The organism is Kitasatospora sp. NPDC058478 (genome assembly GCF_042720345.1).
Classification (GTDB): Bacteria; Actinomycetota; Actinomycetes; order Streptomycetales; family Streptomycetaceae; genus Kitasatospora.
Genome location: NZ_JBHXML010000021.1, coordinates 41,919 through 58,827, shown reverse-complemented (window position 1 = coordinate 58,827; position 16,909 = coordinate 41,919). Strand labels below are relative to the sequence as shown.

General features: G+C 74.2%; 15 protein-coding genes. 7 read left to right on the top strand and 8 right to left on the bottom strand.

Annotation, left to right across the window (positions count from 1 at the left end):
* Nucleotides 1-168: 168 nt before the first annotated feature.
* On the top strand, nt 169-999 hold the full coding sequence (locus ACFWPT_RS14045; RefSeq protein WP_380481925.1) for an SAM-dependent methyltransferase: 831 nt from the start codon (nt 169-171) through the stop codon (nt 997-999).
* Nucleotides 1,000-1,385: 386 nt separating this feature from the next.
* Nucleotides 1,386-2,111, top strand: coding sequence for a DUF4097 family beta strand repeat-containing protein (locus ACFWPT_RS14040; protein WP_063350686.1), 726 nt, complete (start codon nt 1,386-1,388; stop codon nt 2,109-2,111).
* A gap of 105 nt (nt 2,112-2,216) precedes the next feature.
* On the opposite strand, the gene ACFWPT_RS14035 is transcribed toward ACFWPT_RS14040, so the two are convergent.
* The 4 genes from ACFWPT_RS14035 to ACFWPT_RS14020 all read right to left on the bottom strand — a co-directional run bounded on the left by ACFWPT_RS14035 (nt 2,217) and on the right by ACFWPT_RS14020 (nt 7,521).
* Nucleotides 2,217-2,867, bottom strand: a complete 651-nt coding sequence (locus tag ACFWPT_RS14035) for a hypothetical protein (protein ID WP_363374723.1) — start codon at nt 2,865-2,867, stop codon at nt 2,217-2,219.
* A 208-nt stretch (nt 2,868-3,075) separates the two neighbouring features.
* A complete protein-coding gene (locus ACFWPT_RS14030) occupies nt 3,076-3,750 on the bottom strand; it encodes a response regulator transcription factor (protein ID WP_063350685.1) in 675 nt (224 codons plus the stop codon).
* Nucleotides 3,747-5,090, bottom strand: coding sequence for a sensor histidine kinase (locus ACFWPT_RS14025; protein ID WP_063350684.1), 1,344 nt, complete (start codon nt 5,088-5,090; stop codon nt 3,747-3,749). Before ACFWPT_RS14025 ends, ACFWPT_RS14030 begins: the two co-directional genes overlap by 4 nt.
* A 241-nt stretch (nt 5,091-5,331) precedes the next feature.
* On the bottom strand, nt 5,332-7,521 hold the full coding sequence (locus tag ACFWPT_RS14020; RefSeq protein ID WP_380481923.1) for an MMPL family transporter: 2,190 nt from the start codon (nt 7,519-7,521) through the stop codon (nt 5,332-5,334).
* 412 nt (nt 7,522-7,933) lie between these two features.
* Between ACFWPT_RS14020 and ACFWPT_RS14015 the strand changes: the two genes are divergently transcribed.
* The 4 genes from ACFWPT_RS14015 to ACFWPT_RS14000 all read left to right on the top strand — a co-directional run bounded on the left by ACFWPT_RS14015 (nt 7,934) and on the right by ACFWPT_RS14000 (nt 12,398).
* The gene (locus ACFWPT_RS14015; protein ID WP_380481921.1) at nt 7,934-9,058 is read left to right on the top strand and encodes a DegT/DnrJ/EryC1/StrS family aminotransferase; all 1,125 of its coding nucleotides are present in this window, start codon (nt 7,934-7,936) and stop codon (nt 9,056-9,058) included.
* Between the two features lie 96 nt (nt 9,059-9,154).
* On the top strand, nt 9,155-10,099 hold the full coding sequence (locus ACFWPT_RS14010; RefSeq protein WP_063350681.1) for an NAD(P)-dependent oxidoreductase: 945 nt from the start codon (nt 9,155-9,157) through the stop codon (nt 10,097-10,099).
* Nucleotides 10,100-10,111: 12 nt separating this feature from the next.
* Nucleotides 10,112-11,191 carry a hypothetical protein gene (locus ACFWPT_RS14005; RefSeq protein WP_380481919.1) on the top strand — a complete coding sequence of 360 codons (1,080 nt, stop codon included), beginning with the start codon at nt 10,112-10,114 and terminating at the stop codon, nt 11,189-11,191.
* A 253-nt stretch (nt 11,192-11,444) separates the two neighbouring features.
* The gene (locus ACFWPT_RS14000; RefSeq protein WP_380481917.1) at nt 11,445-12,398 is read left to right on the top strand and encodes an excalibur calcium-binding domain-containing protein; all 954 of its coding nucleotides are present in this window, start codon (nt 11,445-11,447) and stop codon (nt 12,396-12,398) included.
* A gap of 92 nt (nt 12,399-12,490) precedes the next feature.
* On the opposite strand, the gene ACFWPT_RS13995 is transcribed toward ACFWPT_RS14000, so the two are convergent.
* The 4 genes from ACFWPT_RS13995 to ACFWPT_RS13980 form a co-directional block, all read right to left on the bottom strand.
* Nucleotides 12,491-13,240: a polysaccharide deacetylase family protein gene (locus ACFWPT_RS13995; protein ID WP_380481915.1), complete on the bottom strand. Its 750-nt coding sequence runs from the start codon at nt 13,238-13,240 to the stop codon at nt 12,491-12,493.
* A gap of 5 nt (nt 13,241-13,245) precedes the next feature.
* Nucleotides 13,246-14,034 carry an SDR family NAD(P)-dependent oxidoreductase gene (locus ACFWPT_RS13990; protein ID WP_063350678.1) on the bottom strand — a complete coding sequence of 263 codons (789 nt, stop codon included), beginning with the start codon at nt 14,032-14,034 and terminating at the stop codon, nt 13,246-13,248.
* 78 nt (nt 14,035-14,112) lie between these two features.
* The gene (locus tag ACFWPT_RS13985; protein WP_380481913.1) at nt 14,113-15,039 is read right to left on the bottom strand and encodes a hypothetical protein; all 927 of its coding nucleotides are present in this window, start codon (nt 15,037-15,039) and stop codon (nt 14,113-14,115) included.
* A 102-nt stretch (nt 15,040-15,141) separates the two neighbouring features.
* The gene (locus tag ACFWPT_RS13980) at nt 15,142-15,945 is read right to left on the bottom strand and encodes an SAM-dependent methyltransferase (protein ID WP_380481911.1); all 804 of its coding nucleotides are present in this window, start codon (nt 15,943-15,945) and stop codon (nt 15,142-15,144) included.
* A 223-nt stretch (nt 15,946-16,168) separates the two neighbouring features.
* Here ACFWPT_RS13980 and ACFWPT_RS13975 point away from each other — a divergent pair, with 223 nt between their 5' ends.
* Nucleotides 16,169-16,843, top strand: a complete 675-nt coding sequence (locus tag ACFWPT_RS13975) for an RNA polymerase sigma factor (protein ID WP_063350675.1) — start codon at nt 16,169-16,171, stop codon at nt 16,841-16,843.
* The last annotated feature ends 66 nt before the right edge of the window (nt 16,844-16,909 follow it).

Below are 16,909 nucleotides of genomic sequence, written 5' to 3'. Positions count from 1 at the left end.
ACCTCCCATCCTGCGCCGGGACGACCGGGGGCGCGCGATGGGCGACGAAAACGGACATACAGGGGTGACCCGACCAACCGCCACCAGGGCCGTGACCTGGGCTTTAGGCTGTCCGCCGAGGGAGTTGCAAGCAGATCATACGATCGTCAACAGACGGAGGCAGCGGCCGTGGGACACGACGACCCGTGGGAGTCCGGCGAGGCCGGAACCCCGGCCGACCTACGGCCCGACATCCCGCACCCGGCCCGGATGTACGACTACTACCTCGGCGGGAAGGACAACTTCCCCGCCGACCGGGCCGCCGCCGAGAAGGCGCTCGCCGCCAATCCGGAGTTCCGCTCCACCGCACGGGCCAACCGGGGCTTCCTCACCCGCGCGGTGCGCTGCGTCGCCGACCTCGGCATCGACCAGTTCCTCGACATCGGCACCGGCATCCCCACCGCCGGCAACACCCACGAGATCGCCCAGGCCGCCAACCCCGGGGCGCAGGTCGCCTACGTCGACAACGACCCGATCGTGCTCAGCCACGCCCGCGCCCTGATGTCCGGCACGGGCCCGGGGCGGACCGCCGTCCTCCAGGCCGACCTGCGCGAGCCGTCCGCCGTACTCGCCGCCGTCGAGGCCGCAGGGCTCCTCGACCTCTCCCGACCGGTCGGCCTCGTCCTGGCCGCCGTCCTGCACTTCCTGCGCGACGAGGACAAGCCGTACCAAGCGGTCGACACGCTGATGGACGCGCTCCCCTCCGGCAGCCACCTCGTCCTCTCGCACGGCACTGCCGACTTCATCCCCGCCGAGGTCCGCGACCGCGTCACCGGCATCTACGACAAGGCCACCGCCCCCCTCGTCGGCCGCACCCGCGACGAGGTCCGCACCTTCTTCGACGGCCTCGACCTCCTCGACCCCGGCATCACCACCGTCCCCCTCTGGCGCCCCGACACCGCCCCCGCCCCCGGCGCCGACCGCGTCAGCATCTACGGCGCGGTGGGTCGCAAGCCCTGACGGCGCCCCGGGGAAAATATACCGACCGGTCTACAGATTCTCTCCCGCCGGGAGGACGCCGGGCTCGCTTCCGCGCAGGAAGTCGGCAGGTCCGACTTCCTGTGCGGAAAACGGCTCCGCGGCCGCCCCCGGAAAATATGTAGGCCGGTCTACAGATTTCTCCCCGGGGCGACGGCAGGGGCACCGGTGGGCACGGGTGGGCCCAGGTGGACACGGGTGAGGGTGGGTGGAGCGGCGCCGGGGGGCTGGCTGGAGTCGCTTTAGGGGGGTTAATACCACCGACCGGGGCCACCACGTGCGGTTACTGTCGTCGGGACGGCTCCGGACGGGGGCGGTCATCAGGGGCTATCGCGCAACAAGCAGCGCAGGACACATGGGGGACGAACATGGGCAGGTACCACCGTTTCGCGGGGGCTCTCGTGGTCGCCGGGGTCTCCGCCGGGGTGCTCAGCGCCTGCAACCCGATCGGGACCAACTTCACCGACGACGCCACCGTCACGGACAAGATCACCGGCATCCGGCTGGACAGCGACGCCGGGGAGGTGACCGTACGCGGCAAGGCCGGCGCCACCCAGGCCGCCGTCCACCGCAACATCACGTACCGGAGCGGCAAGCCGGGCGCGAGCACCCGGGTGGACGGCGGCGTGCTGGTGCTCGGCGGCTGCGGACGCAACTGCTCGGTGGACTACACCGTCGAGCTGCCGCCGGGGCTGCCGATCACCGGGGGGACGTCGGCGGGCGGGATCAAGCTCACCCAGGTCGGCGACGTCTCGGTGCACACCAGCTCCGGCGACATCACGCTCGACGACGTGGCCGGGCCGGTCGACGTGCGCACCGACAACGGCGAGATCAAGGGCACTTCGCTCAAGGGTGACCGGGTCAGCGCCAAGACCGACAACGGCGGGATCAAGCTCACCCCCGGCAAGGCCCAGAACATCACGGCGAAGACCTCCAACGGCGAGATCAACGTGACCGTGCCGACCGCCTCCTACCACGTCACCGCCTCGACCGACCTGGGCGAGAAGCACATCGGCGTCCAGAACGACCCGAACGGCCAGTACAAGCTGGACCTCGGGACGAACATCGGCGAGATCACCGTCAAGACGGGCTGACCCACCCGGTCGACGGGGCCGCCAAGGGGGCGCCGTGACGGCCGAGTTCGCCCCCCCAGCGCGGTCGCCCGGCCCCGCCGGTGGGCCTGGCGGGGCCGGGGGCGGTCAGAGACCGACCTGGACCTCGGCGCGGTGCCGGATGTACTCGTCGGGGTGCGCCCTCGCGATGGCCACCGCGGCCTCCACCAGGGCGTGCAGCCGCGACGGGTAGGCACGCGGCACGAGGGGCAGCCCGGGGAGGATGCAGCGCCGCACGTCCAGGTCCTCGTTGGCGACGAACTCCCGCAGGGCGGCCTCGTACCAGGCGTCCCGCACGGTCGAGCCTTCGTCGGCGGCGGCCGTGCTGCGGCCGTCCCCGACCGACAGGGACGTCCAGTACCAGGCCCGGGCGGCGCCGGCGCGCTCGGTGTCGGTGCCGGTGTGCAGGTAGCCGAGCAGGGTCAGCCGGACCCGGCGCTGGCCGAAAGCGAGCAGGGCCGGCTCGACGAAGCGCCGGTTGAAGCTCGGGTTGGGGTCGTAGATCGCCGCTTCCAGCAGTGCCTCGAAGTACTCCTCGGGCAGGTCGGTACGCCCGGAAAGCGCCTTGTGGACCTCCCACCGGGCCGCGCTCGGGAAGTCCGCCCCGTGCGCGGCCTCAGCCCCGAGCAGGCGGAGCAAACGCGTCAACCGCAGGTCGAACTCCTGCGATCCGTCCGCCGTGCGCCCGGGCAACGGCTGGAGAATCCGCACCTCGCCTGCCGTGTCCTTCGTTTCCACGAACACCCTCCTCATCCTGAGTCATCGGCAGACTACTCGCTGATACACCAGTTCGGAGGTCGTTTTCGGGCAGGCCGGAATTCAGATCACCGACATATGGCCGGAGTTTGACGGTCGCTCAGCCCTGCCACCGGCGCAAACCAGGCGAGTTGGACGGACGGGCCGACGGACCGGCCGACGGATGAGCCGACGGGCGGGCCTTCGCCGGTCAGGCCGGACGGCCCGGCGGGACCAGGCCGGACTGGTAGGCGATCGCGACGAGTTGGGCCCGGTCCCGGGCGTCCAGCTTGGCCATCGCGCGGTGGACGTGGGTGCGGACGGTGAACGGGCTGACGAACATCCGCTCGGCGATCTCCTCGTTGGTGAGCCCGGTGGCGGCCATCGACATCACCTCGCGCTCGCGCGCGGTGAGCACGGACAGCCGCTCGGAGGTGCCGCCGGCCGCCGGATCGGGCTGGGCGAGGAGCTGGTCGATGACGGCCCGGGTGGCGGCGGGCGAGAGCAGGGCGTCCCCGGCGGCGACGGTGCGGACGGCCGCGAGCAGTTCCGCCGGGTCCGCGCCCTTGCCGAGGAAGCCGCCGGCGCCGGCCCGCAGTGCCTGGGCCACGTACTCGTCGATCTCGAAGGTGGTGAGGATCAGCACCCGGGTGCCGGCCAGGTCCTCGTCGCCGCAGATGGCGGCCGTCGCACCGAGGCCGTCGGCGCCGGGCATGCGGATGTCCATCAGGACGATGTCGGGGCGGGTGGCGCGGGCGAGTTCGACGGCCTGGTGGCCGTCGGCGGCCTCGCCGACCACCTCCATGTCGTCCTCGGCGTCGATCAGCACCCGGAACGCACCGCGCAGCAGCGCCTGGTCGTCCGCGAGCAGTACCCGGATGGTCATGCGTGGTCCTTGTCTACTCGAACGGCACGGTCTTCCCGGCCGGCACGGTCTACTCGAACGGCACGGTCTTCCCGGCCCGCACGGTCCGCCCGTACGGCGCTGTCACCGCGACCGGCACAGCCACCGCGACCGGCGCTGTCGTCCCGGGCGCCGGTGCGCAGCGGAAGTTCGGCGGTGACCAGGAAGCCGCCGTCGGGCCGGCTGTCGGCGGTGAGGCGGCCGCCGACCGCGCCGGCCCGTTCGCGCATGCCGATCAGTCCGAAGCCGCCCTCGCCGGGGGCCGGATGGGGCAGCAGGGCCTGCCGGGGGCGGGCGCTGGTCGGCGGGCGGCCGTTGGCGACGCTGACGGCGACCCGGCTGCCGCTGTAGGCGAGGGTGATCTCGGCGCCGGCGCCCTGGGCGTGCTTGGCGACGTTGGTCAGGGACTCCTGGACGATCCGGTAGGCGGTGAGGTCCACGCCGGGCGAGAGCGCGCGGGCCTCACCCTCGACGGTGAGCCGCACCGGCAGGCCGGTGCGTTCGAAGGCGTTGATCAGCTCGGGGAGCCGGTCGAGGCCGGGAGCCGGTTCGAGCGGGGCGGGCTCCTCGGCGCGGCGCAGCAGGCCGACGGTGGCGCGCAGTTCCTGGAGCGCGGAGCCGGTGGCGTCGGTGATGTGGCTGAGCACCTCGCGGGCCTGGGTGGGGTGGCGGTCCATGAGGTAGACGGCGATGCCGGCCTGGGCGTTGGCGAGGGCAATGTGGTGGGCGACGACGTCGTGCAGGTCGCGGGCGATCCGGATCCGCTCGTCGGCGACCCGGCGGCGGGCCTCCTCCTCGCGGGTACGTTCGGCGCGTTCGGCGCGTTCCTCGATGGCGGCGAGGTGGGCGCGGCGGTTGCGGATGGAGTCGCCGAGGGCGCCGGGCAGCAGGGCCCAGGCGAGGACGCCGAGCCGTTGGCCGATCGGGCCGCCGCCGTCGCCGATCAGCGAGGTGCCGGTGAGCAGGACGGCGGAGGCGATCGAGGCGCGCAGGGCGGTGGCGCGGTCGGTGCGGACGGCGAGGAAGTAGAGGGCGAGCAGCAGCGGGGTGGCCAGCCCGGGGGTGAGGCGGGGGGTGGTGAGGATGAGGGCCATCGTGCAGATCAGCGTGATGACGACCACGGTCCGCGGGTGCCGGCGGTGGGCGAACACGGTGACGGCGGAGGCCAGCGCGATGGTGGCGCTGAGCGGCCTGAAGGAGATGACGTGGCCGGTCTGGTCGACGGTGACGCCGAGGCCGGTCATCGCGATCAGCACGGCGCCGCCGACGGCGTCGAGCAGCCGGGGGTGGTCGCGGCGCAGCCGCTGCCAGGTGTCGCTCATCGTGGTGCTCTCCGGGTCGGGGGTGCCCTGGCGGCACCCTCGCCGGGTTCTGCCAGTTCGTGCCGAACCGCGCCCTGCCGGGCGGGGTGGGCCGGGTCGGGGGCCGCCGTGTGCGTGGCGGACCCCGACAGCAACGGTAACGGTAGGGATCGAACCATTGTCCGGGCCGGGGCCCGCCCCGTGGATCGGGACGGGCCCCGGCTGGTCCGCAGGGGGGTCGACGGGGGCTTGAAGACACGCCCTAGACGCCGACGGACTCCCGGACCGGGGCCGGTTCGGGGGCGGCGGTCTGCAGCTTGCTGCCCTCGACGTCGATGTCCGGTATCAGCCGGTCCAGCCAGCGCGGCAGCCACCAGGCGCGGCGGCCGAGCAGGGCCAGGACGGCCGGGACGATGGCCATCCGGACCACGAAGGCATCGAAGGCGACGGCCGCGGCGAGGCCCAGGCCCATCATCTTGATCATCGGTTCGCCCATGCCGATGAAGCCCGCGAAGACGGCGATCATGATGAACGCGGCGGCGGTGACCACCCGGGCGTTGTGCCGGAAGCCGGTGACGATGGCCTCGTCGGGCTGCTCGCCGTGGACGAAGCCCTCGCGGATCCGGGTGACCAGGAACACCTCGTAGTCCATGGCGAGGCCGAAGACCACGCCGACCATGAAGATCGGCATCATGCTCATCACCGGGCCGGTCTGTTCGACGCCGATCAGGTTGGCCAGCCAGCCCCACTGGAAGACCGCGACGACCGCGCCGAGCGCGGCGGCCACCGAGAGCAGGAAGCCGAGCGCCGCCTTCAGCGGGACGAGCACCGAGCGGAACACCACCAGCAGCAGGACGACGGCGAGGCCGACGACCACCGCGAGGTAGGGCACCAGCGCGTCGGTGAGCTTCTGCGAGACGTCGATGTTCATCGCCGTCGTGCCGCTGACCAGGACCGTCGCCCCGGTGCTCGTCTTGAGGCCGGCGGCGTGGCCGCGGATCGCCTGGACCAGGTCCTTGGTCTCCGCAGCGCTCGGACCGGTGGACGGGACGGCGTTCAGCAGGGCGGTGTCCCCCGCCTTGTTGAACATCGGCGGGGTGACGGAGACCACGCCGGGCAGCCCGGAGACCGTCTTGGCGACCTCGCTCGCGGCGGCCTTCGGATCGGGCGTGCCCTTGACGTCCACCATGACGGTCAGCGGCCCGTTGAAGCCGGGGCCGAAGCCCTCGGACAGCAGGTCGTAGGCGCGGCGCTGGGTCGTGGAGGTCGGCTTGGACTCGTCCCCGGGCAGGCCGAGCCGCAGGTCGAGCGCGGGGGCGGCGAGCACCCCGAGGCCGATCACGCCGCCGAGCAGCACCGCGAGCGGGCGGCGCAGCACGAACTTGGCCCAGCGGGAGCCGCCGTTCTCCTTCTTCGGCTGGACGGCGCCCTTGCGGGCCTTGCGGGGCAGCACCCGGCGGCCGATGAAGCCGAGCAGCGCGGGGACCAGGGTGAGCGCGACCAGGACGGCGATGACCACCGTGCCGGCCGCGGCCATGCCCATCTTGGCGAGCATCGGGATGCCGACCACCGAGAGCCCGGCCAGGGCGATCACCACGGTGAGCCCGGCGAACACCACGGCGGAGCCTGCTGTGCCGACGGCCCGGCCGGCCGCCTCCTGCGGGGTGTGGCCCTCGGCGAGCTCGGCCCGGAAGCGGGAGACGATGAACACGGCGTAGTCGATGCCGACCGCGAGGCCCAGCATCATCGCGAGCGTGCTGGTGGTGGAGGACAGGCCGAGCGTGCTGCCCAGCCCGGTGATCAGGGCCATGCCTAGGCCGACCCCGATCACGGCGGTGAGCAGCGGCAGGCCCGCGGCCACGAGTGAGCCGAAGGTGATCACCAGGACGACCGCGGACAGCGCCATGCCGATCATCTCGCTGCTGCCGCCGGCCTCGGGCTTGGCCATCAGCGCGTTGCCGCCGACCTCGACCTTGAGCCCGGCGTCCCGCCCGTGCTGGGCGGCCTGTTCGAGGGCGTCGGTGGCGCCCTTGGACAGCTCGCCCGCCTTGACGGAGTAGCTGACGGTCGCGTACGCGGTGGTGCCGTCCTTGGAGACGGTGTTGGCCTTGAACGGGCTGACCGCGCCGGTGACCTCGTCGGCGTGGGCGAGCTCGGCGACCGTCCGCTCCACCGCCTGCTGGTTGGGCTCGGCGGTGATCTTCTGCCCGGACGGGGCGACGAACACCAGGCGGGCCGAGGCGCCGTCGGCGTGGCCGCCGGGGAAGCGCTCGTTCATCAGGTCGAAGGCCTTCTGCGCCTCCGTACCGGGCATCGCGAAGCCGTCGTCGGGTGCGGCGGGCGCCTTGGCCGCCAGGACTCCGCAGACCGCCAGCACGGCGACCCAGAGCAGGGTCACCAACCGGCGTCGGACGAAGGCCCAGCGGCCCAGGCGGTACAGGAACGTGGCCACGGAAGAGTGGACTCCTTCGGATCTCGGTCAGCGTGCGCACCACGGCCGCCCCGGCGCCTTTCGGCGCGGACCGCCCGCAGCATGACCCATCCTTGATCGCCGACCCCTCCTCCGTCGTCGTCCCTGCGCAGGCCGTTTGCGTACTGCGGACGCAGTACGGACTCTCCCCGGACGGCGGAAGCGCATCAGCTGTGGCGGGAGAAGTCGGGCGCACTCCCGGCGACGGCGGGACGGTGACGGGGGCAGTGACAGGGCGGCGACGGGGCCGGGCGCCGTCACCCGGGCGGGCGGCGACGCCGGGCCGCGGCCCGGCGGGCGAAGTAGCGTGATGTGCCAGGCCCGACCCTTTTCCTGTGGTTCGGACCCATCTGACCCGATCGGTGCTGACCCCAGCCCGCCGCCGGAGGTGCCCATGGGCGTTCCAGCCGCCCGCATCGTGTTCGACGAATCCGACCGCGCGGCCGTCGCCGAGGCGGTGATGGAGATGCTCACCACCGGCGCCCTCACCCTGGGCCCGTGGACCGAGCGCTTCGAGCAGGCCTTCGCCGCCGAGCACGGCGCCTCGCACGCCGTCGCGGTGAGCAGCGGCACCGCGGCGCTGGAGGTGATCCTGCGCACGGTCGACGTCCGGGGCCGCGACGTCGTCGTGCCGGCCGTCACCTTCTACGCGACCGCCGGCGCCGTCCTGCACGCCGGCGGGCGTCCGGTGATCGCCGACGTCGACCCGGCCACCCTGGCGCTCTCCCCCGAGACGCTGGAGCCGGCCCTCACCCCCGATACCGCAGCCGTCGTACTCGTCCACATCGGCGGACTGATCACCCCGCGGGTCGAGGAGCTGCGCGCGCTCTGCGACCGGCACGGCGTCCCGCTGGTCGAGGACGCCGCACACGCCCACGGCAGCAGCCTCGACGGGCGCAGCGCCGGGACGTTCGGCCTGGCCGGGGCCTTCTCGTTCTACCCGACCAAGGTCACCACCAGCGGCGAGGGCGGCCTGGTCCTCACCGAGTCGCCCGAGCTGCGCGACGAGGCCCGCACCTACCGCGACCAGGGCAAGGGCTCCTTCACCACCAACCACCACGTCCGGCTCGGCCACGCCTGGCGGATGAGCGAGCTCAGCGCGGCCGTCGGCGCCGTGCACCTGCGCCGGCTCAAGGAGTTCATCGAGACCCGCCGGGCCGTCGCCCGCCGCTACGACGAGGCGCTGGCCGGGCTCGACGGCCTGGAGCCGGTGCTCGAACCGCCCGGCTGCCGCGGCAACTACTACAAGTACGTGGCGCTGCTGCCGCCCGGGGTGGAGCGCGCCGCGTTCAAGCGGGCGGTCGCCGAGGAGTACGGCGTGCGGCTGTCCGGCGAGGTGTACGACCTGCCGCTGCACCTGCAGCCCGTCCTCGCCCCCTACCGGCGCGGGCCGCTGCCGGTCGCCGAGGACGTCTGCGCGCGGCAGGTGTGCCTGCCGGTGCACTCCGACATGACCGGGGACGAGACGGAGCAGGTCATCGAGGCCGTCTCGGCGGTGCACCGGAGACTCGCCGGATAGCCGGGGCGGGGTCGACCCGACCAGGCGGGCGCGCCGAGGCGCTCGACACGGAGTTCGAGAAGGCGCTCGACACGGAGCCCGACAAGGAGAGAGATCGTGCGGATAGCCGTCACCGGGGGATGTGGATTCATCGGGTCACACGTCGTGGACCACCTGCTCGCGGCCGGCCACGACGTCCTCGCGGTGGACACCACCGACAAGTACCTCAACCCCGACGCCGAACACGCCCGGCTCGACATCCTCGACCTCGCGGCCCTCACCTCCGCGCTGGCCGGCAGTGAAGTGGTGTACCACCTCGCCGCGATGGCCGACGTCGAACAGGTCTCCGCCGACCCGGTGCGGGCCGTGCGGACCAACATCGACGGCACCGAGGCCGTCCTGGAGGCCGCCCGGCGCAGCGGGCTGAGCCGCACCGTGCTGGCGAGCACCGTCTGGGTCTACGGCGCCGCTCTCACCGACGATCAACTCGACGGCGGGGAGCAGGAGTTGGACGAACACGTGCCGATCGAGCTGGAACACAGCGGCCACCTCTACGTGGCCACCAAGCTCGCCGCCGAGATGCTGGTGCACAGCTACCGCGAGCTGTACGGGCAGCACTTCACCATCCTGCGCTACGGCATCCCGTACGGGCCCCGGATGCGCGACGAACTGGTCGTCGCCCGGTTCGTCCAGGCCGCGCTCACCGGGCGACCGATCACCATCGCCGGCGACGGGCGGCAGAGCCGCAACTTCGTCTACGTCGAGGACCTCGCCGACGCCCACGTCCGGGCCCTGTCCCCCGCCGCCGAGGACCAGACCTTCGCCCTGGAGGGCTCCACCGCCGTCTCGGTGCGCGACATCGCCGACACCGTCGACGACCTGCTGGGGCCGGTCTCGATCGAGCACATCGACGGCCGCAAGGCCGACTACACCGGGCGGCGGATCTCCTGCGCCCAGGCCAAGCGCCTGCTCGGCTGGTCTCCGCACACCAACTTCGCGGACGGCGTGCGGAGTTACGCCGACTGGTACCGGGCCGCCGCAGCCGCCTCCGCCGCCTCCTGAGCGGGCCGCCCGATGCCGCACGCCCTGCTCGTCTCCGGCTCCCTCGGCCAGGGCCACGACGTGATGGCCCAGGCCTGCGCCGACACCCTGCGGGCCCGCGGCTGGACCACCCACACGGTCGACGCGATGGCCCTGCTCGGGGAGCGCTCCGGCGCCGCCGGGGAGGCCGTGTTCCGGCGGCTGCTCGACCTGCCCGGCGTGTACGACGCCTTCCACTTCTCGGCGTTGCGGCCCGGCGCCCGGCTCGCGCTGCTCGCCGACGCGGCCGCCCGCAGCCGGCTCGTCCCGGCCCTGCGCCAACTGGTCGCAGTGCAAAGGCCGCAGCTGGTGGTCTCCGTGTTCGCCACCGCCACCTCGGCCGTCAACCGGCTGCCGCAACGGGACTTCCGGCACTTCGTGTTCTGCACCGACGTGACACCGCACCGGCTCTGGGTGCAGGAGGGCACCGACCTGTTCCTGGTCACCTCCGAGGTCGCCGCCTGCGCCGTCCGCCGCTACCGGCCGGACGCCGCCGTCACCGTCCTGCCCGCTCCGCTGCGGGAACCGTTCTACCGGCCGCCCGGCCGGGCCGAGGCGCGTGCCGAACTGGGCGTCCCGGCGGGCGGGCGGTGCGTGCTGCTGATGTCCGGCGCCTGGGGGCTCGGACCGCTCGCCCGCACCGCCGCCTCGCTCGCCGCCGCCGGTCCGCACGTGCTCGCCGTCGCCGGGCGCAACCGGGAACTGGAACGGCGGCTGCGGGCCGCCGCCCGCCGGGAGCCGCGCCTGCACCCCTTCGGCTACACCGACCGGATCCCCGCCCTGATGGCCGCCGCCGACCTCGTCGTCACCAGCTCCGGCGACACCTGTAGCGAGGCCCGCGCCCTCGGACGGCGACTGCTGCTGCTCGACGTCGTCCAGGGCCACGGCCGCGACAACCTCCAACACGAGCTGGAACTCGGCCACGCCGACGTCGCCTCCGCGCACCCCGCCGAGGTGGTCCGCAACGCCCTCGCCGCCCTCGCCCGCCCAGCGCCCACCCCCTCCCCCGGCGCCACCCCGGAGCGCTGGCGCACCGGGTTCACCGCGGCCCTGGCACAGGTGGGGCTGGCGTAGCCGAGCGCCGGGGCGAGCCATACGGGAGTCCCGGCCGGGGTGGAGCCGTGCACCCGGGCGGGGGCCGGGGCCGGAGTTCGCTACCTGGCGCATACCTGTTCCATACGAGTCCTTTACACTCTCCGAAGCCTCCGGACGGCCCCGGACAGCGGCCTCGCCCGCCGGCAGCGGCGGCCGTCCAGCCCAGGCCGGAGCACCCACCCCGGGGTGCCGCTCTCCCCGGGGACACACTCCTGCTCGAAGGAACCCCCTCGTGACCCCCGACCCGCACCGGCCGCCCGGGCCCCAGGCCGTACCGCCCCGCACCACGGCCAACCGGCTCGTCCGAGCCGCCACCCTGCTGTTCGTACCGCCGCTCGCCGCGATCTGGCTGTGGCGCTCCCGCCGCCTGCACGTCGCCGCCAAGGTGGCGCTGACCTTCTGCTGCCTGATCGGCTCGCTCTTCTGGTTGGGCGTCATCACGGGGCCGAAGCCGGAGAAGGCGCAGCCGGTCGCGGCCCCGGCGACGACCGCCGCTCCGGCTCCGGCCGCTACGGCTACGGCTACGACGGCGGCCACCCCGGCCGACGCCGGGTCCCCGACGCCGACCCTGAGCGCGACTCCGACTCCGAGCGCGACTCCCACTCCCACTCCGACTCCGAGCGCCGTGTCGGGTGTCATGCCCGACGTCGCCCAGCACACCGCCGGGGAGGCGCGTGCCCTACTGGTGGCGGCCGGTGTCGCAGCCGACCGGATCCAGGAGCACAGCCGCTACCTGGACCTAGCGCTACCCGCCGACCACGACGCCTGGGTGGTGTGCGCGAACGTGCTCCAGCCCGGGAGCAAGCTGTACCCGGCGGCCTCTCCCGCGCTCCAGCTGGTGAAGCCGGGGGCTTCGTGCCCGGCGGACCGGTACGCGGCGCTCTACGCGGACGAACGCAACGACCCGTCCAGCCCGAACCACCAGGGCAACGCCGGCGGCAGTTCCACTGGCGGGTCGTCGGGCGGAACGTCGGGCGGAACGTCAGGCGGAACGTCAGGCGGGGGCTCGGACGCGAACTCGGACGGGGCGTCGGGTGGCGGTTCCCAGGGCGGTGCCGGCGGCAGCGCCTACTACAAGAACTGCGACGCGGTGAAGGCCGCCGGCAAGGCCCCCCTGCACCGGGGCGATCCCGGGTACCGGTCCGGCCTGGACCGCGACAACGACGGCGTCGCCTGCGAACGCTAGAAGACGCCGAGCAACGCCACACGGCGAAGCCCCGCCTCGGTCGAGGCGGGGCTTCGCCGTCCGCCCGGCGCTCGGCGGCGGGCGCGATGCCGTCAGCCGCGGGCGGCCCCCGGGACGGCGTGGTCGCGGAGCGGGCCGAGGGTGAGGGAGTGGGCGCGGCAGTGGGCGGCGATCAGCGGAAGGGCGGCGAGGGTGGCCCGCCAGGAGTCGGGGGCGGAGGTGCAGTCGGAGTCGTGCAGGAGGAGGGTCGCGCCGCCGGTGAGGCCGGGGCGGGCGGCCGCGTAGACGGAGGCCCCGGTCGCCTCCGCCGTCCAGTCCCGGCCCCAGGCCGTCCACAGCACCGGGCGCAGGCCCAGCCGCCGGGCGACCAGGGCCGGGCCCGCCGTCAGCACCCCGTACGGCGGGCGGTACCAGTGCGGGCGCACCCCGCACAGCGCGGTCACCGCCTCGGTCGCGCGGCGCAGTTCGCGCAGGTCACGGGCCGGGGCCGGGTACCACTGCGGCCGGTGGTGCCAGCCGTGGACGGCCACCTCGTGGCCGCGCAGCACCAGCTCCCGGCCGAGGGCGGGGGCGCGCTCCAGCATCGAGCCCAGCAGGAAGAAGGTGGCCCGGACACCGCCCAGCGCGTCCAGCGCGTCCAGGATCTCCGGGGTGCTGCGCGGGTCGGGGCCGTCGTCGAAGGTCAGGGCGACGTGGTGCGGGTCGGCGCCGAGGCCGGCGGTTCGACGGGCCAGCGTGCGGCGCAGCGCCGGGAGGCGCACCGCCGCCGGGGCCAGGTGCGCGAACTCCGCCGCGGCCGCCGCCGCGGCCGCCGTCGCGAGCACCCGGGTCGCGGTGTTCACCGGGCTCACCCGAAGCGGGAGGCCATGCGCCGGAACACGCCCGGCGCCACGCCGTGGATCCGGGCCGGGAAGCCGAGCCAGTGCGGCACGAAGAGCCGGTCACGCCCGGTGGTGATGGTCGCGACCACGGTGTCGGCGACCCGCTCCGCCGGCACGGGCCGTGGCCGCTCCCGCTGGTAGGGCGTGCCGCGCCGGTCGAAGAACGGGGTGTCCACCGGGCCCGGCAGCACCAGGCGCACCCCCACCCCGGTGCCGCGCAGCTCGTACCAGAGGCTCTCCGCGAACATCGCCAGCCCGCCCTTGGTCGCCGCGTACCCCGACTCGTCGCGCACGCCGACCTGGCCGGCCATCGAGCCGAGCAGCACGATCCGGCCCCGGCGGCGCTCCAGCATGCCCGGCAGGAGCAGGCGGACCAGCCGCAGCGGGGCGGCGAAGTTGACCTCGATCATCCGGTCCAGGACGTCCGAGGGGGTGTCCGCGAACGGTCCGCGCCACCCCAGGCCCGCACTGGCGACCAGCGCGTCCACCCGGCCGGCCTCCGCGAGGGCCGCCTCCGCGAGCCGGCTCGGGCCGTCCGGTTTGCTCAGGTCCTCGGGCAGGACGCGGCCACCGGTCCGGGCGGCGACCTCGTCCAGGCGGGCGCCGTCCGTACCGGACAGCAGGGTCCGCCAGCCGGCGTCGGCCAGGCGGACGGCCGTGGCCAGGCCGATGCCGGAGGAGGCGCCGGTGACGAGCACGACCGGAGGGTCGGCGGGCCCCGGCCGTCGGGGGCCGGGCTGGGCTTCGTCCGCCATCGCGCACCTGCCGCTCCGTGGGCGTTCAACCGTCCGATTTGTCCGGCAAGTCACCTTCGCACGGCGGCGCCGCCCGGGCTACCGGGGCGGGACGGCCGGCTCGGACTCCGCCTCCGGACCCGGACCGGGTTCAGGGTCCCGGTCCGCCGCGCCCGGCCGCGCACCGGCCACCTCCGCGGACTGCCCCTCCAACTCCCCGAACCTGGACAGCAGGAAGGTGCCGCCCACCGCCACCGCGAAGCCCGCCAGCGCGCACCACTCGAACCCCGGACGCGCCGCGTCGCCCAGCGCCGCCACGCCCACCAGCGCCGGACCGAACGTCTCGGCGACCGTCCCGGCGGCGGTCGCGGCCGTGACCGTGCCGCGCTGCAGAGCCAGCGCGTACGCCAGGTAGCCGCCGAGGCCGCCCACCGCGAGCGCGTACGCCGCCGGGTCGGTGAGGACGGCGACCAGGCTCGACGCGTCCATCACCCGCACCGCCAGGCTCGTCACCCCGAACCCCACCCCCGCCAGCAGCCCCAGCCCGGCCGCCGCCACGGTGCCGGCCCGGCGCACCAGGACGAGGGTCAGCAGCAGCATCACGGCCGTCGTCGCGAGCAGCGCCCAGTGGAACAGCGGCGGGGCGTGCTCCCGGCCCTCCCGGCCCGACCCCGACGCCAGCAGCGTCAGGCCGACCACCACGGCGACGATTCCCACCGCGTCCCCCCGGCGCAGCCGTGCCCCGAGCAGCCGGACGGCGGCGAGCGCCGTCACGGCCAGGCTCGCATTGGTGACGGCCTGCACGAGGAACAGCGGCAGGCTGCGCAGCGCCACGATGCTCAGCGCGAAACCGACGATGTCCAGCACGGTGCCGAGCAGGAACTCCCACGAGCGCGCCAGCGCGGCCAGCAGCCCCGCCCGCACCCGGTCCGCCTGCGGCGCCGACCGCGCCCCACGCGCCTGGAACACCGCCCCGAACCCGAAGCACACGGTCGCGACCAAGGCGGTGGTGAGTCCCAGCAGCATGCCTCTCCCAGCCTCACGGGCAGCATCGATCCACCACCAGTCTGTCCCCGGGGCGGCGAGGCCGCACGGGTGGGGCGGGTGGGGGCGGCGCGGCCGGCGGGGTCAGGGTTTGAGGGCCACGGCCGCGTAGGCGGCGGCTTCGGGGGCGGTGGCCGGCGGGTCGGTGGGGGTGGGACGCCAGTGGGGGGTGGGGACGATGCCGGGGGCGATGAGGTTCCAGCCGTCGAAGAAGCGGGTGAACTCGGGGAGCGTGCGGGCCTGGGCGGCGGTGCCGGCGGATTCGTAGATCCGGACCAGGCCGGCGATCTCGGCCGGGGCGAAGTCGGGGGTGACGTGGGTCATCACCAGGGCGCTGCCGGGGGCGAGGGCCGCTTTGAGGTGCTCGACGAGCTCGTGGGCGCCGTGGGTGTCGGGGACGAAGTGCAGGAGGGCGTTGAGGGAGAGCGCGACGGGCCTGGTGAGGTCGATGGTGTCGCGCAGGCCGGGCGAGGCGAGGAGCCGGGCGGGGTCGGTGACGTCGGCCTCGACGTAGGCGGTGCGGCCTTCGGGGGTGCCGGTGAGCAGGGCCTGGGCGTGTGAGAGCACGATCGGGTCGTTGTCGGCGTAGACGACGCGGGCGCACGGCTCCACGCTCTGGGCGACCTCGTGGAGGTTGGGCGGGGTGGGGATGCCGGTGCCGATGTCGAGGAACTGGTCGAGGCCGGCCCGGGCGAGGGCACGGGTGGAGCGGTGGACGAAGGACCGGTTGGCGCGGGCGGCGACGCGCAGCCAGGGTCCGAGGGCGAGGGCGTGCCCGGCGGCCTCGCGGTCGGCGGCGAAGTTGGTGAAGCCGCCGAGGTAGTAGTCGTACATCCGGGCCGAGTGCGGCATGTTGAGCCGCAGGTCGACTCCGTCGTAGAGGCTCATCGCGTTCCCCTTGGCGTCGCGGACACCTGTCGATTGGTGCCCACCGTATCCGGAGGTCAGGCGCGGTCCGCCGCATTCCAACCGGTCAGCTGATCCCATGGGATGACAATCCGTATTCGGGATGCGGCCTGGAGTGACGAGCCGGATGGACTGAGGATGGGCGCAGACAGCCCGACCCTCGAGTGGACCGCCGAGCTGCCGGCGGCCACGGAAAGCAGGCTCGATGACGATCGACAGGGGCGCCCCCGTGCGCGGGTACCGGGGAGGGCCCACGCTGGAGCGCGCCGACGGCCCGGAGTCGGACCGGGAGGCCGGTGGCGACCTCGGCCTGCGGCTGGACCTCACCTACGCGTCGTTCTGCGAGACCCATGAACCCGCCTGGCACGCCCTCGCGTTGACCAGGATAGGCGGCCAGGCGGACGCCGCGCTGGTGGTCGAGGCCGTGAAGGCGGACCTGGCCCGCTGCTGGCCGCAGGTGCTGCGGTTCGAGGAGCCGGCCGCGTACGCCTGGCGGTTGGCGAACCGGCACGTCTCGGACTGGATGTCCGCCGAGGAGCCGGTGGCGGTGGAGGCCGTCACCTTCGCCGCGGTGATCGGCGCGTTCAAGCAGGTCGCGAACGGGCTGCTGCACAGCGAGGCTGACGAGGTGCGGCTGTACGCGGCGATCCTCGAACTCCCGGACCGGCAGCGGGATGTGATCATCCTGCGGTACCTGCTGGGCCTGCACGTCAAGGTGATCGCGGCCTACCTGGGGCGGCCGGTGGCGACGGTGCACTCCAACCTCCGGCACGCGCGGGAACGGCTGGCGCGCCGGCTCGGGGTGGGCGAACTGCCGGACAGCTCGGGCGAACCGGCCGACCGCGCGGGTGAACTGCCGGACCGCGCGGGTCAGCTGTGACGCCCGGACCGGAAGCCGACCCGCCCGGCGGGGCGGGCGCGAGCGGTGGGGGGCGTGCGGTGGTTC